The organism is Streptomyces sp. HNM0575 (genome assembly GCF_012726265.1).
Classification (GTDB): domain Bacteria; phylum Actinomycetota; class Actinomycetes; order Streptomycetales; family Streptomycetaceae; genus Streptomyces.
The window spans coordinates 270,962-286,365 of the sequence record NZ_JAASAG010000004.1; the positions used below are offsets into that span (position 1 = coordinate 270,962).

Annotated in this window: 8 protein-coding genes; 6 read left to right on the forward strand and 2 right to left on the reverse strand. The window is 71.4% G+C overall.

The features are described 5' to 3' along the window. The first annotated feature begins 70 nt into the window (after nt 1-70). From HCC61_RS12490 to HCC61_RS12510, 5 genes are all read left to right on the forward strand, one after another. The gene (locus HCC61_RS12490) at nt 71-961 is read left to right on the forward strand and encodes an undecaprenyl-diphosphate phosphatase (RefSeq protein WP_169135460.1); all 891 of its coding nucleotides are present in this window, start codon (nt 71-73) and stop codon (nt 959-961) included. A gap of 160 nt (nt 962-1,121) precedes the next feature. Next, nucleotides 1,122-2,123, forward strand: coding sequence for a DMT family transporter (locus HCC61_RS12495; protein WP_169135461.1), 1,002 nt, complete (start codon nt 1,122-1,124; stop codon nt 2,121-2,123). Nucleotides 2,124-3,503: 1,380 nt separating this feature from the next. Then, nucleotides 3,504-5,585: a bifunctional polysaccharide deacetylase/glycosyltransferase family 2 protein gene (locus HCC61_RS12500; protein WP_346777155.1), complete on the forward strand. Its 2,082-nt coding sequence runs from the start codon at nt 3,504-3,506 to the stop codon at nt 5,583-5,585. Nucleotides 5,586-5,630: 45 nt separating this feature from the next. Beyond that, nucleotides 5,631-7,154, forward strand: coding sequence for an LCP family protein (locus HCC61_RS12505; protein ID WP_240968931.1), 1,524 nt, complete (start codon nt 5,631-5,633; stop codon nt 7,152-7,154). Between the two features lie 70 nt (nt 7,155-7,224). Beyond that, nucleotides 7,225-9,024 (forward strand): hypothetical protein, encoded by a 1,800-nt coding sequence (locus HCC61_RS12510; protein ID WP_169135462.1) that lies wholly within the window; start codon nt 7,225-7,227, stop codon nt 9,022-9,024. Nucleotides 9,025-9,150: 126 nt separating this feature from the next. Here HCC61_RS12510 and HCC61_RS12515 read toward each other — a convergent pair whose 3' ends face one another. Both HCC61_RS12515 and HCC61_RS12520 read right to left on the reverse strand, forming a co-directional pair. Further along, nucleotides 9,151-10,902, reverse strand: a complete 1,752-nt coding sequence (locus HCC61_RS12515) for an IlvD/Edd family dehydratase (protein ID WP_169135463.1) — start codon at nt 10,900-10,902, stop codon at nt 9,151-9,153. A 76-nt stretch (nt 10,903-10,978) separates the two neighbouring features. Beyond that, nucleotides 10,979-13,378: a GH92 family glycosyl hydrolase gene (locus HCC61_RS12520; RefSeq protein ID WP_346777156.1), complete on the reverse strand. Its 2,400-nt coding sequence runs from the start codon at nt 13,376-13,378 to the stop codon at nt 10,979-10,981. A gap of 281 nt (nt 13,379-13,659) precedes the next feature. Here HCC61_RS12520 and lnt point away from each other — a divergent pair, with 281 nt between their 5' ends. Then, complete coding sequence (gene lnt, locus HCC61_RS12525; RefSeq protein WP_169135465.1) at nt 13,660-15,366, forward strand: apolipoprotein N-acyltransferase; 1,707 nt, start codon at nt 13,660-13,662, stop codon at nt 15,364-15,366. The last annotated feature ends 38 nt before the right edge of the window (nt 15,367-15,404 follow it).

Below are 15,404 nucleotides of genomic sequence, written 5' to 3' on the forward strand. Positions count from 1 at the left end.
GGCGAGCCATCCGGGTGACTGTAGTCTGCTCCGCGTTGATCAAAGCCGCGGCAAGGACGGGTCATAGAAGATGTCTTGGTTCGAATCGTTCATCCTCGGGCTCGTCCAGGGACTGACCGAATTCCTTCCGATCTCCTCCAGCGCACATCTGCGGCTCACCGCGGCCTTCGCGGGGTGGCACGATCCGGGGGCGGCGTTCACCGCCGTCACTCAGATCGGCACGGAGGCGGCCGTCATCATCTTCTTCCGCAAGGACATCGGGCGCATCATCTCCGCCTGGTGCCGCTCCCTCGTCGACCGCGGCATGCGGCGCGACCACGACGCGCAGCTGGGCTGGCTGGTGATCGTGGGCTCCATTCCGATCGGCGTGCTCGGGCTGCTGTTCAAGGACCAGATCGAGGGGCCGTTCCGTGACCTGCGGCTGATCGCCACGACGCTGATCGTCCTCGGCCTCATCCTCGGCGCGGCCGACCGGCTCGCCGCGCGGGACGCACGAGGCGACAGGGGCGGGCACGCCCGCCCCCGCAAGACCATCGAGCAGCTGAGCGTCAAGGACGGCCTGCTCTACGGCTGCGCACAGGCGCTGGCACTGGTCCCCGGCGTCTCCCGGTCGGGCGCCACCATCAGCGGCGGTCTGTTCATGGGCTACACCCGTGAGGCCGCCGCCCGCTATTCGTTCCTCCTCGCGATCCCGGCGGTGATGGCCTCCGGCTTCCTCGAACTCACCGAGATCGGCGAGGGCCACGTCTCGTGGGGGCCGACGATCTTCGCCACGGTGCTGGCCTTCGTGGTGGCGTACGCGGTGATCGCCTGGTTCATGCAGTACATCTCCACCCGGAGTTTCATGCCCTTCGTCATCTACCGGGTGCTGCTGGGGATCGCGCTGTTCGTGCTGGTGGCGGCGGGCGTGCTGAGCCCGCACGAGGGTGCCGCGCCGGGCGGCGGCGTCTCCTCGGGCTGACCGGGCGCAGCCGCGGGTAAGACCAGCGGTGCATGCCGGGCCGCGGGTGTAGTACTGCGGCCGTACGGCAGGACTCACCCGGCGGACGAGGACAGCTCGACCGCTCAAGAGGCATCGTTGACGGTATGAACCGGATGTGGACATTCCGCATGGGTCGTCCGTGAACGGCCTTCTGGCAGCGGTGCTGCTGTCGCTGGTCTCGGCGGTCTGCTACGCAACCGCGGCCATCGTCCAGGAGCGCCTCGCCGCGACCACACCGCCCAGCAGGTACGGGCTGCTGCGCTCGACCCGCTGGTGGGGAGCAGTCGCCCTCAACAGCCTCGGGGCGATCCTGCACGTGGGAGCGCTGGGGCTCGGGCCGCTCACCGTGGTGCAGCCGCTGGGCGTACTGACCCTGGTGCTGGCGGCGCCGCTGGCGGCCCTCCTGGTCAAGCGGCCGGTGAGCGCGGCGGCCTGGCGCGGCATCGCCCTCGTCTCCGGCGGCCTCGCGGTCCTCCTGGTACTCACCGGGTCCACGCCGGCCCAGGGCCTCGGCGGAGCGGATCAGATCACGCTGGCCGGGTCCGTGGCGGGGGTGCTGGCCGCGCTGCTGCTGACGGCCACGACTGTCGGGCGGCGCGCGCGGATGCTGCGCTCCGTGGCGCTCGCGGCGGCGGCGGGCGTCGCCTACGGGACCGCGTCGGTGTTCATCAAGACCGTCGCCGACAGCTGGAGCCCCTCGATGTCGGGGCTGGTGTCGACGGTGCCCCTGCTGCTCCTGATCGGCGTGCTGGCCGCGGGCGGGCTGGCGGCCTCGCAGTCCTCCTACCGCGGCGGCGGACTGGCCGCGCCGCTGGCGACGATGACGGTGGTCAACCCCGCCTTCGCGGCGGCCGTGGGCATCGTGCTGCTGGGCGAGGGCTTCCGGTTCGGCGCGCTGGGCGCGGCGGGAGCGGTGATCGCGGCGGCCGTGACCGCATGGGGGCTGGCGGTGCTCTCGGCGGACAGCGCCGGGCACCCGCTGCTGCGGCGGCGCCCGAGGACCCGGCAGATTCCGGTGGAAGGCCCGGGGCCGGTCGTCGTGCGCGCTCCCGGGCGGCTGTCGGGTGCGGTGCATCAGGTGGTCGTACGGAGACCGTCGCCCGGACGGGAGCGGACGCGGACGCCGCTGTCACGGCACTGACCTTTCGCCGGCGGCCCGGGTACGGGTGGCCCCCCGCATCCGGCATCCGGCATCCGGCATCCGGCATCCGACGATCGACAACTGGCAGACGACAGACGACAGACGACAGATGACAGATTTTGTCGAACGCCACCCCGGAAGGCCCCGCACCCCCACCGCCGGATCCGCCATCAGCGCGGCGCACACAGAATCTTTACATCTCGTTCATATTGCGAACGGGAGTACAACGGGCAACACTGACCCGGGGCCGAATGTCTCATTTCAGCGGAAGATGCACCTTCATTCTCTGACACGCAATTCGTCGCCGAATGAGGGAAACAAAAGCGCATTTCCTTAAGGGCGGCTACGCGGCGTATTCACAAGTTCCTTGCGGAATTCAAGCCCCGCGGCAGCTATACATGGTGAGGGTGACTGGCGGGTATGGAGCGATCGATTCGAGCCAATGTCATGTCACGGGCAGGCTGATTCAGGCCCCTACCGGCAGCCGTCAAGTCATGACGAATGGGATGGAACGGCAAGCTTTCCGTATGCGCTTCCGTAGCTGACGACGCGACAGCCAGGGTCCCGCACCGGCACGGGGAAACCGGTTCCCACCTGCTCTTCTTCACCTCCGCACGCCACCCCGCACGGGGCACGGGGACACCGGCGCACCTCCGTCCGCGGCCCCGCCGGGCACCCCCGGGGCGGATTTCCGCGCCACCTGTCCTCAGCTGGTCCTGCGGCCAGGACAAGCCCCACCACCGCCAGAACGCGTACAGGGCCGCTGAAGAGCGGCATCATGCGGTGAGGGGATCCGGGGGGAGACCGATCAGCCCGACCAAGAGTGGTGGACCATGCGAATCCGAACTCCGCTAAGCGAACCCCCGACGAGGGCGACACAGTTCACAGATGGATTACTGAATCTTTCCGGGTCGCTCGCGTTCTCGGCTGGCTACACTCACGCCCCATGCGATCCATGAACCACAGCCGTCGGAGGCGTGCAGACGAGAATCACCCGATATTCATTGCCAGTTCAGGTGGGCGTAGACGCCTGGTCCGAACTGCGGCAGTGACCGTCGGGTGCGCCTGCACCGGGTACATGGCGCTCTTCGTAGCTGTTTTCGGTGGCGTGCACCAGCCCAGCGGGGACCAGGCCCCGCGTATGGACCAGCCACTGCCCAGCAGCTCTTCACAGGACGACACCGATGTACCGGCGGGCGCGCACTTCCCGGCCCGCACAGCCTCCCCCCACAATTCGTCCGCCCCCCACGACTCGTCCCCCCACGACCCCTCGGCCCCGAACGGGCCGGACCGCAAGACCACTCCCCCCACCCCCTACGGCGACCCCGCAAAGACCACCCCCACCCCTGCCACTTCGGCCCGTCCCGGCGGCGCGCCCAGGTGAGCCGGCACGCGCTGCGACGGGACCCACGAGGGCACTGGCTGCTGCTGGTGCTCTTCCTGCCCGTGGTCACAGCCGCCCTACTCTTCGAGGGCTGGACGAACCACGAGGTGGACGCCGCACGCCACAAGGCCCCGTGCACCAAGCCGATCCCGCGCGCCGCCGACAACGGGGACCCCGTACTGCGCCTCGACGGCGACAAGGTGCAGACGGCCTCCATGCCCGCCCGCACGGCCGCACTCACCTTCAACGGCGGACCGGACCCAGTGTGGACTCCGCGCATCCTCGACCTGCTGCGCAGGAGCCACGCCAAGGCCACCTTCTTCGTCTACGGATCGCAGGCCACCCGGCACCCCGAACTGGTGCGGCGCATCCGCGCCGAAGGGCACGAGATCGGCTCGTACACGTACACGGGAGGCGACCTCGGTGTCGCCTCCCCGCTCCGTTCCCAGATGGAGCTGTCCCTCACGCAGACCGCGCTCGCGGGCACCGCGGGCGTCAACACGGGCCTGCTGCGCCTGCCGCACACCAAGGCCGCCGACACGATGTGCGGCAAGGAATGGACCGCGGCGCAGCGCAGCGCCCAGCAGGGCTATCTCCTGGTGGCCACCGACCACAAGTTCCGCAAGGCCTCGCAGGGAGTGATAAGGCAGTTCAGCCACACGGATCTCGGTTATCACGAGGCTGAGCATCTGCTGCACAACCGGAACGTCAAGCGCTTCACCACCGTCACAGGGGGGCTGGGACAGCAGTCCTCCATGACGTCGGTGACCGCGGCCGAGCGGCTGCGGGGTGAGGGGCTGATATGGGCGCGGACCCTGGGACGCTTCTTCACCGAGGGCATGGCCTGGGCGCTGGGCATCGCGGGCGGCCTCGGCGTGCTGCGCCTGTTGATGCTCGTGCTGTTCGCGAGGGTCCACATGCGGCGGCTCCAGAGGTTCCGGCCGGGCTCCCCGTGGCTGCGGGAAGTGACCGATCCGGTCACGGTGATCGTCCCCGCGCACAACGAGGAGGCCGGAATCGAGGCGACGGTGCGCTCGCTGCTGGCCTCGACGCATCCGTACCTCCAGGTCGTCGTCGTCGACGACGGGTCCACGGACCGCACGGCGCAGATCGCCGAGGGCGTGCGCGACCCCCGGGTGACGGTCGTGCGGCAGGCCAACTCCGGCAAGCCCGGTGCGCTCAACACCGGTCTGGGCTACGCACGTCACAACATCGTGGTGATGGTCGACGCGGACACCGTCTTCGAGCCCGACGCGCTCTTCCGGCTGGTCCAGCCGCTCGCCCACCCGGCGATCGGCGCGGTGAGCGGGAACACCAAGGTCGGCAACAGGACCAGGCTGCTGGGGCGTTGGCAGCACCTGGAGTACGTCTTCGGCTTCAACCTCGACCGGCGGATGTTCGAGGTTCTGGAGTGCATGCCCACGGTGCCCGGCGCCATCGGCGCCTTCCGCAGGGACGCCCTGATGGGCATCGGCGGCGTCAGCGACGACACCCTCGCCGAGGACACCGACCTGACGATGGCCCTGTGGCGCGCGGGCTGGCGCGTGGTCTACGAGGAGTCCGCCATCGCATGGACCGAAGTGCCTTCGAGCCTGGGCCAGTTGTGGCGCCAGCGCTACCGCTGGTGCTACGGCACGCTCCAGTCGATGTGGAAGCACCGCCGTGCCGTACTGGAGGTAGGGCCCGCGGGCCGTTTCGGGCGCAGGGGCCTCAGCTATCTGGGGCTGTTCCAGGTCCTGCTTCCGCTGTTCGCTCCGGTCGTCGACGTCTTCTTCCTGTACGGCATCTTCTTCCGCGACCCGTTCCAGGCGGTCGGCGTGTGGCTGGGCTTCATGGCCATCCAGATGGTCACGGCCGCTTACGCGCTGAAGCTGGACAACGAGCGGCTGCGGGAGCTGTGGGCGCTGCCGCTCCAGCTGTTCGTCTACCGTCAGCTGCTGTATCTGGTCATCATCCAGTCCGTGGTGACCGCAATGCTCGGCAACAGGCTCAAGTGGCAGCGCATGAGCCGCACGGGCACGGCCGACGAGTATCTGCTCAGCGAACCGGTCGAGCGCCGGAGCCTGTTGCCGAAATGACCAACGAACCTGACCGATTCGATGTGACCGAGGGAGAGTCGGACCATGAGGGACCCACTTGACCAGTGGGCCGAGGGGGAGGCGCCGCAGGCGTTTCAGGGGGATTCTCCAGGCCACACCGCGGAGTTGGCCGGCGAGTGGAGACAGTACGGGCCCCAGGGCTCGAGCGTCCACGGCTGGTCCGGTACCGGACAGGGCTGGGCGGTCTCCGACCCGGTGAACGTGCGCGGCCCGTCGCGGCAGGGGGAGCCGGGCCGGCCGCTTCAACCGTCCTGGGAAAGACCGGAGACGATCAAAGGCGAGGTCGCCCAGTCGACGACGGAGCCGGTGGGCCGCGTCGGCGGCGCACCCCCCACCGCCCCGATGTACGCCCCGCAACGGCAGCAGATGCCGCAACCGGCGGGACCGGCCGGGCCCCCGGGCCCGGGCGGACCCGGCGGACCGGGAGGCCCCGGGGGGCCGGGAAGACCGGGGGGTCCCGGGGGACGCGGGCCGGTCGGCCCGGGCGGCGGCCCCGGCGGCAGACCGCCCTCACGTGAGAGCAACTCCCGCTTCGGGCCCACTCCCCCGCGTGCGCCCCGCCGTCCCAAGCGCCGCAGGCCGCTGCGCCGCGCGGCCGTGGTGCTGCTCGCCACGATCCTCGTCGGCTCCGGCGGCACGTTCGCGTGGGCCGAGACGAAGCTCCAACGCGACGTGAATCTCGACAAGTTCAGCGGCCGTCCGCCCGCGGGCAAGGGCACCAACTACCTCATCGTCGGCTCCGACAGCCGCGAAGGCCTCTCCCCGGCGGACAGGAAGCAGCTGCACACCGGTGTGTTCGGCGGCCGCCGCACCGACTCGATGATCCTCATGCACAAGGGCGCGAACGGCACCACGATGATGAGCCTCCCGCGCGACTCGTGGGTGACCGTCCCCGGCTACATGCGTCCGTCGACCGGCAAGGAGTCGCAGCCGGCGAAGAACAAGCTCAACGCCTCGTTCTCGATGGGCGGTCCGGAGCTGCTGGTGGCCACCATCGAGCACAACACGGGGCTGCACATAGACCACTACGCCGAGATCGGCTTCGCCGGGTTCGTCAACATCGTCGACGCCGTCGGCGGTGTGCCGATGTGCATCAAGAGGGACGTCAAGGACGAGGACTCCGGGGCCGACCTGCGCAAGGGCTGCCAGACGCTCAACGGTGCGCAGGCCCTCGGCTTCGTACGGCAGCGCCACCAGGAGGCCCAGGGCGACCTCGGGCGTACGCAGAACCAGCAGCAGTTCCTCTCCGCCCTTGCCCACAAGGCGACTTCGCCGAGCACGATGCTCAACCCGTCCGATCTCTACCCGGCTCTCAGCGCCGGACTGGACACTCTCATCGTCGACGAGAACATGAGCATGCGCGCGCTGACCACCATGTTCCGCTCCGTCCAGGGCGTCTCGAAGGGAGGCGGCAAGCAGGTCAACGTGCCCACGGCGGGCGGCATTTCGACGTCGAAGGGCAGCGCTCTGCGCTGGAACAAGACGCAGTCGGAGAAGCTCTTCTCCCAGCTCAAGTACGACCAGCCGGTGACCCTCCCCGGCAAGTGACCTCGGCCGGCGGCCCGTTGGGGACGTACCGCCGGGAGTGACCAGGCCGGTCAGCGGATACGGTGCTGACATGGGGAGCGGGGCGCGGCACGGGGACAGTGCGCAGAGCGAACAGGCGGGGCGGGGCTACGGGTTGCTGGTGGCGGCCACACCACCGGGCCGGCACCCCGCCGTCGACGCGACCGAGGCGCTGCCCGGACTCGCCGCGACCCCGCCGTCGGTGCTGCTGGGCACCGGCACGGGCAGCGTCGTACAGCTGCCGGACCCGGGCGATCCCAACACCGTGCTGTCACACCTGCGCACGGCCGCGGCGAACGAAGGCCCGCTGCTGGTCTATCTCGCCGGGCAGCTCATGCTCGACTCCCGTGAGCACGTCCCTCATCTGGCGCTTTCGCGCTCGACGCAGCGGTCCGTGCGCTACACCGGGCTGCCGTGGCACTGGCTGGCCGCCGAGTTGGGCCGCAGGCCCCTCGGGCCGACCGCGGTGATCGCCGACCTGGTGGCCGACGAGGCGATGTGGCGGGAGCGCGCGCAGCACCCGCTCGGGGGCGGCGGTCTCGTGCTGTACGGGGTGCTGGCGGCGCCGCCCGCGAAGCGGGGCATGCGCGTACCGGATTACAGCAGGGCGCTCGCCGGCGTGCTGCGGGCGAGCCGGGTCCGCCCACAGCTCGACGAACTGCATCAACTCGCGCTGCACAGAGCCGGGTTCGGCCCCGGCGCGGGGGCGGAGGAGCGGATGCTGCTCGGCGGTAGCGGTGATGGTGGCGGCGGCGGTATTGCGGGCGGTGCAGCCGGGTTCGGCGGTACAGACGGGTTCGGCGGTACGGACGGGTTCGGCGGTACGGGCGGGTTCGGCGGTACGGGCGGGTTCGGCGGTACGGCCGGAACGGGGGCCGGGCCCTGGACCGTGCCGGGGCCGCCCTGGGCGCCCGCGCCCGGCGGTGCTTCCGGAGTTCCGGGGCCGGTGGTCGCAGGTGCGGAAGGCACGGGAGGAACGGGAGGCACGGGAGGAACGGGAGGCACGGGCGTTCCGGAGGCACCGCCGGTCCCGCCGGTGCCCGCGCCCGTACCGGCAACCGCACATGCCCCGGCTGCCGGTCACGCGCAGGCGACCGCGCCTGTCCCGACTGCCGGTGCAGCGCCGCCTGTTCACACACCCGCGGCCGGTGCCGGAACCGGCACCATCGGCACCGGGACCGGCACCGCGACCACCGGCACCGGAACAGGGGCCGGGGCGGCGGCCGCCCCGGAGGCGGCGATCTTCACCACGGACGCCACGGAACCCGCTTCCCGACCCGCGCCACCTCCACCGCCACCGCAGATGCCCCCTTCGCCGCCGCCCGGCCCGCAGTCCGTGTCCGGCGCACCCGCCGTGCCGCAGCAGGTCCCGGCGAACACGACGGGCCCGGGCGCCATACCGGCCGGGGTCCACGAGGCCATCTACCGGGCCGCGGACGAGGGCCGCCACAGCGAGGCCGCCATCATGGCCGCCCAGTGGGAGACCGCCGCGCTGCGCGCCTCGGGTCCCCACTCGAGGGAAGCCGTCCACTGGGTGGAGGTCCGCGCCGACCTCGCACACCGCGCCGGGGAGCCCGCCCGCGCCTGCACCCTGTGGCTCCAGGCCGCCTCCGTAAGGCTCCAGAGCGGTCAAGACGCCGAGGACGCCGAGGTGTTCGGGGCCGTCGACCGCGCACACCACTGCTGGCACCAGGTCGCCCACCCCGCGCAGGCGCACCCGCTGGGCGTGCGCCTCGCGGAGCTGCGGGAGCGTGCGCCGGGCCGCAGACCGGGAGCCGTACGCGACGTGCAGGACCGGCTCGCCCTGCTGGCACGCGGTCACGGCCGGGGGGATCAGCAGGCGGCCGGATGACGGACCGGGCGGCACCCTGACCGGAAGACCCCGGGCCCGGTGCGGATGCGGATGCGGTGCGGGTGCGGACGCATGGCCGGTGCGGCCCGGTGCCGGTCCGGACGACGGGTCCGTACGGACGCCGCGTCAGTGCGAGTGACGCGGTACGCCGCTGCCGCTGCCGCCCGTCAGGAAGTCCAGGTCGGCGCCGCGGTCGGCCTGCATCACGTGCTCGGTGTACAGCTTCGCCCAGCCGCGCTCCGCGCCCCCGGAACCCCCGCTCTCCCCTCCGGCCGAGGACTTCAACTCCTCCGCGCGAGCGGCCAGTTCGGCCTCGTCCACGCACAGGTCCAGCCTCCGCCCCGGGACGTCGAGCTCGACCGTGTCCCCGGTGCGTACGAGCGCGAGCGGACCCCCGACCGCCGCCTCCGGCGCGACATGGAGGACGCACGTGCCGTAACCGGTGCCGCTCATCCGCGCGTCGCTGATGCGTACGACGTCCTCGATGCCCTCCTCCAGCAGCACCTTCGGAACGGGCACGTTGCCCACTTCGGGGAAGCCGGGGTAGCCCTTGGGGCCCGCGTTGCGCACCACGATGACCGTGCTCGGGTCGACGGGCAGTTCCGGGTCGTCGGCCGCGGCCGTGTACTCCTCGACACGGTCGAAGACGAGGGCGCGCCCGCTGTGCACGAGCAGCTCGGGGTCGGCGGCGGACACCTTCAGCACCGCCCCGTCCGGGCAGAGGCTGCCGTACAGCACGGCGGTGCCCGCGCCGGCCGGCATGAACGGCTCGGCCATGGTGCGGATGACCTCGCGGTCGAAGCACTCGGCGCCGTCGGTCTCCTCGCCCACGGCGCGGCCCGTGACGGTGATCTGCTCACGGTGCAGCAGCCCGCCCAACTCCCGCATGACTACCGGCAGTCCGCCCGCGTAGTAGAAGTCCTCCATCAGGAAACGGCCCGAGGGCACCATGTCGGCCAGCACGGGGACTTCGGCGGTCAGCGCGTCGAACTCCCCCAGTTCCAGGGGCACTCCGACCCGTCCGGCCAGGGCCAGCAGGTGCACCACGGCGTTGGTCGATCCGCCGAGAGCGGCGTTGACGCGGATCGCGTTCTCGAACGCCTCGCGCGTGAGCACCCGCGAGGGCCGCAGGTCCTCGTCCACGAGCTGCACGGCCCGGCGTCCGGACGCCTGCGCCAGCGCGTAACGCCTGGCGTCGACGGCGGGGATGGCCGCTCCGCCCGGCATCTGCATGCCCAGGCTCTCCGCCATGCAGGCCATCGTCGAGGCCGTGCCCATCGTCATGCAGTGGCCGCGGCTGCGCGACATGCAGCCCTCCGCCTCGCGCAGGTCGTCCTCCGTGAGCTTGCCCGCGCGCATCTCCTCGCTGAGCTTCCACACCGCGGTGCCCGAACCGATGTCCCTGCCGCGGAACTTGCCGTTGAGCATCGGCCCGCCGGTCACCATGATCGAGGGGAGGTCGACGCTCGCCGCGCCCATCAGCATCGCGGGAGTCGTCTTGTCGCAGCCGGACAGCAGCACGACGCCGTCGAGTGGGTTGGCCCGCAGGGTCTCCTCGACCTCCATGGCCATGAGATTGCGGTAGAGCATCGTGGTGGGGCGCATCAGCGGTTCGCCGAGCGACATGGTGTTGAACTCCAGCGGCAGTCCGCCCGCTTCCCACACGCCGCGCTTGACCGCCTCGGCCACGTCGCGCAAGTGGGCGTTGCACGGGGTGAGTTCGGACCAGCTGTTGCCGATGCCGATGACGGGGCGCCCGTCGAAGACCTCCGGGCCGAATCCCTGGTTGCGCATCCACGACCGGTGGATGAAGCCGTTGCGGCCCTCCGCGGCGAACCAGGCCGAACTGCGCCGGGCGGCTCCGTCGTTGCTGCTCATGGTCACTCCCTGGTGCTGGCGTGCGCTCGTGACGCCCCCGAGTCACAACGATCTTGATGTGCGCCTCTCGTGCGGGTCAACGGTCGCGTTCGCCCGGTTTCTGCGGCTCTCCGAGGGAGGGCGGCGCGTCGTGCTCGCCGGTGCCCCACTTCGACGGCTGCGGCCCCAGCCGGAAGTCGAGGGAGTCTTCGCGCCGTATGTCGTCGGTGGTGATCCAGGTGCGGGAGATCTGCGAACCGCCGGCCGACACCGAGCGTATGTAGCGGTCGCCGGGGCCGTCGCGCGGTGCGCGGAGGGTGAAGTGCCCGCGCGGATACCAGTGGCGGTCCAGGGTCAGTTCCACCTTCTCGAAGGAGGGGGTGTTCAGCGCCCAGGTGTCCGTGCCCGGCGTCGCCGGATAGACGCCCATGGCCGACAGCACCATCCACGACGACATGGTGCCCAGGTCGTCGTTGCCCGGCACTCCGTCGGGGGCGTCGGTGAAGCGGCACATCGCAGCGTCGACGACGTCGGTGGTCTTCCACGGCGAGCCGGTGGAGAGGTACATGTACGGCGCCGTCAGGTCGTGCTCGTTCTGCGGGTTGTACGTGCGGGAGCCGTAGAAGTCGTAGGGCTCGTCGACCCAATGGTCGTGCACAGTCCTGCGCGGGTCCTCGGCGAGCCGGTCGTAGGCGAAGAAGGAGTCGAGGCGCTTCTCCGTGGCCTCGCGCCCGCCCATGCGGGAGATCAGCCCCGGTATGTCCTGCGGCACCATCCACATGTACTGCGCGGCGGTCCCCTCATGGAATCCCTTGCTGCGCGCCGGGTCGGCCGGTCCGGCGAAGGTGCCGTCCGCCTTGCGGGCCCTGAAGTGGCCCGTGCCGGGATCGAGGATGTTGCGGTAGTTGCGGGAGCGGTCCCGGAAGCGTTCGGCGTCGGCGGTGTGGCCGAGATCACGGGCCATTCCGGCCAGGGCCGCGTCGGCGGAGGCGTATTCGAGAGTGGCCGAACCGCTGTGCTTGAAGTCGGGAGTGCCTGGTTTCTCCCTTTTGCGGTCCGGCTCGTATGGGACGTATCCGTCCTCTATGTACTCCTTGTTGGCTGTTCGTCCCGAATAGGGGAAATCGGCGGGCGGCACACCGTCGGCGTTCTTCTTCAGCGCGCGGTAGGCCCGCTCCTCGTGCCCCTTCAGCAGGCCCTGCTGGTAGGCGTTGGCGAGGAAGGGCGTCACCGCGTCGCCGGCCATGATGTTCGTCTCCCGCGTGGCGTAGCCCCAGCGGGGCAGCCAGCCGCCCTGGTCGTCCACGTCCAGCAGCGACAGCGCCATGTCGCGCGACTCTCGCGGCGCGACGAGCGCGAGCAGCTGCGCCTGCGTCCGATACGTGTCCCACAATGACCAGTTCTGGTAGTACGTGTGACCCTTCGCCCGGTGTATCCGCTGGTCCCATCCCCGGTAGCGCCGGTCCACGTCCTCACCGGTGTTGGGATGCAGCAGCGCACGGTAGAGCGAGGAGTAGAAGACGCGCATGCGCTCCTCGCTCCCTCCGCTCACGCGCACCCTGCCGAGCCGCTCCTGCCAGGCGCGGCGTGCGGCGTCGCGGGTCTCGTCGAAGGAACGGCTCTGCGCCGCTTCGAGATTGCGCTCCGCGCCCGCCGCGTCGACGTACGACAGCGACGTCACCGCCTCGACGTCGCGGTCGCCGTCACGGGTGTCGAAGCGGGCGTACGCCCCGCGCCGCCCGCCGCCCGCCGATGAGTCGCCACCTTCGGTGACCTCGTCCCCGTCCCAGGTGCCATGGGAGTCGAAGGGCCGGTCGAAGCGGGTGACGGCCCACACGCTGTACGGCTCTGTGCCCTGGCAGAAGCCGCTGCCCGTGACCTTGGTGGCGATGGTGCGGTCATCCAGCACGCGCACCGAGCTGTCGCTCACCTTGTGGAGTGCCTGACCGGAGTTGAGCAGCACGTTCGCCTTGCCGGTACGGGGAAAGCGGTAGCGCTGGTGGCCGGTGTGCCGGTCCGCGGTCAGCTCGGCCGTCGTACCGCCGTAGTCGTCGAGGGCGACCTTGTACGAGCCGGGCGACGCGCTCTCCTTCTCGTGGCTGAAGCGGGAGGCGTACTCCTGGTTGTCGGTGCTGGTGATGTCGCCCGTCGTCGGCATGGCCGGGAGGTCGCCGCCCAGCCCGCAGCCCACGCCGGAGAGGTGGACGGCGGAGAAGCCGCGGATGCGGTCGTCGTCCCAGTCGTAGCCGGTGGCGCTGCCGGTGGTGTCGGGCGACAGCTGCACCTTCCCGAACGGTACGGCGGCGCCCGGGAAGGTGTTGCCCTCGTTCCGCGTGCCTGTGAAAGGGTCGACGAGCGCCGCGGGGTCCTTCGCGGGACCCGCGTGGAACTCCCCTCCCCCGCACGGGGCGGCGGGCGGAGAGGCTCCGACGAGCCCCGCGGAGAGCGTCGCGGCAGCCAGACCCAGAAGGGTCCGGATCCGTTTCGCTCTCAGCACGTGGGGCCTCCGGACGGGTCTCGCTGTCGAACCGCCCAGGGTTGCCATGGCCTCGGCCGCTGTCTATGCCGCAGGTCACAGCGGGTCCGTACGGTCCCCTCCGGGGCATGTACGCCACAGAGGAGGGGAAACGTCGCACAGTCGGTCAGCCGGTGACCGCGACGGCGGCGGTGACGCACGGCGGAGCCATAGGGCCGGGGACGCCGGACGGTGACCCCGGCGTGATGCCAGGCGGGGACCGGGACGGGCAGTCGGCACGGACGGGACGGTGAAGGCGAGAGATGGCCGCAGGGCGTGAGGGTGCCCGGCGTCTGCGGAGACGCGCGTACCGCGCGGCGGGTCCGGTGGCGGCGGCCGCGGCGGGTGCGCTGCCCGCGTTCGCCTTTCCTGCACCGTCGCTGTGGTGGCTCGCGTGGGTGGCGCTGGTGCCGTGGCTGCTGCTCGTGCGTGCCGCGGGCTCGGGTCGCGGTGCGGCGGTGACGGGCTGGCTCGGCGGTACGGGTTTCATGCTGGCCGTGCACCACTGGCTGCTGCCGAGCCTGCACGTCTTCATCTTCGTACTGGCGGCGCTGCTGGGCCTGTTGTGGGCTCCGTGGGGCTGGCTGGTCCGGCGGCTGCTGCGCGGACGGCCGGGTCCGGGCAGGGTGGCGGCTGCCGCGGTGCTCGTCCCCTCGGGCTGGCTGATGGTCGAACTGGTCCGTTCCTGGGAGTACTTGGGGGGACCGTGGGGACTGCTGGGCGCGAGCCAGTGGCAGGTCACGCCCGCGCTGCGGCTGGCGTCGGCCGGCGGTGTGTGGCTCGTGACGTTCGTGCTGGTCGCCGTCAACACGGCACTGACCGTGCTCGTCGCCCTCGTCGCCGGCCGGGCCCGCGGGCGCCCCGGCACGGCGGGGTCCGGGTCCCCGGCCGCGAACCCGGCCCCGGCCCCGGCCGGTTCGCCCGGTTCACCGTCCGCGGCGCCGCTCACTTCACCGTCCGCCGCACCGGCCGCGGCCCTCACCGCTGTCGCCGCGGTCGCGGCGCTCGCCGCCTGCGGCGGTGCGTTGGCCGCCGCGTGGGCATGGGCGCCCGTGCCCCACGAGGACGGCGAGACGCGAGTCGCCGTGGTCCAGCCGGGCGTGGTCGTGGGCCAGCGTGCGCGGCTGGAGCGCAGCGAGGAACTCACCCGCGAGCTGAAGGGCCGTGACACGGACCTCGTGGTGTGGGGCGAGAGCAGCGTCAGCTTCGACCTCGGTGCCCATCCCCGGCTGCGCGCTCAACTCGCGGCCCTCTCCTCGGAGGTGGGCTCGCCGATCCTCGTCAACGTCGACGCCCGGCGCTCCGACCGCCCCGGCATCTACAAGAGTTCGATACTGATCGGTCCCGGCGGCCCGGCCGGCAAGCGCTACGACAAGACCCGCCTCGTGCCCTTCGGCGAGTACATCCCCGCCCGCTCGCTGCTGGGCTGGGCCACATCGGTGGGTCGTGCGGCAGGAGAGGACCGGCTGCGCGGCGACGGCCCGGTGATGATGAAGGCCGCCGGCGAGAAGTTCGGGCCGCTGGTGTGCTTCGAGAGCGCCTTCCCGGACATGAGCCGCCAACTCGCCCTGGACGGCGCCCGGTTGATCGTCACCCAGTCCTCCACCTCGACGTTCCAGCACAGTTGGGCGCCCGAGCAGCACGCCTCGCTTGCCGCGCTCCGCGCTGCCGAGACGGGGCGGCCGATGGTGCACGCCACCCTCACCGGGGTCAGCGCCGTCTACGGACCACGGGGGGAGCCCGCGGGCCCCTGGATCGGCACGTCCCGCAGCACCACCCGGGTCTACGACGTGCCGCTGGCCACCGGCAGCACGCTCTATCTCCGTACCGGCGACTGGATCGTGCACGCGTCAGTCGCGGCGCTCGTCGTCTGGGGCGCGGCCGTCGCGGTGCGCGCGCTGGGCCGCCGCAGGCGGGAGCGGGCGGACGGGCGGGGGCGTTCCGGTTCGGTGCCCTCCGGGCGCGGCTGACGAAGCGTCGCCCGTACGCTCCACGGACCGGCCTGCGA

Bases quoted from the DNA above. Each gene is read 5' to 3' on its own strand.
- HCC61_RS12515 (WP_169135463.1), bottom strand. From the start codon at position 10,902: ATGAGCAGCAACGACGGAGCCGCCCGGCGCAGTTCGGCCTGGTTCGCC.
- lnt (WP_169135465.1), top strand. From the start codon at position 13,660: ATGGCCGCAGGGCGTGAGGGTGCCCGGCGTCTGCGGAGACGCGCGTAC.
- HCC61_RS12490 (WP_169135460.1), top strand. From the start codon at position 71: ATGTCTTGGTTCGAATCGTTCATCCTCGGGCTCGTCCAGGGACTGACC.
- HCC61_RS12505 (WP_240968931.1), top strand. From the start codon at position 5,631: ATGAGGGACCCACTTGACCAGTGGGCCGAGGGGGAGGCGCCGCAGGCG.
- HCC61_RS12510 (WP_169135462.1), top strand. From the start codon at position 7,225: ATGGGGAGCGGGGCGCGGCACGGGGACAGTGCGCAGAGCGAACAGGCG.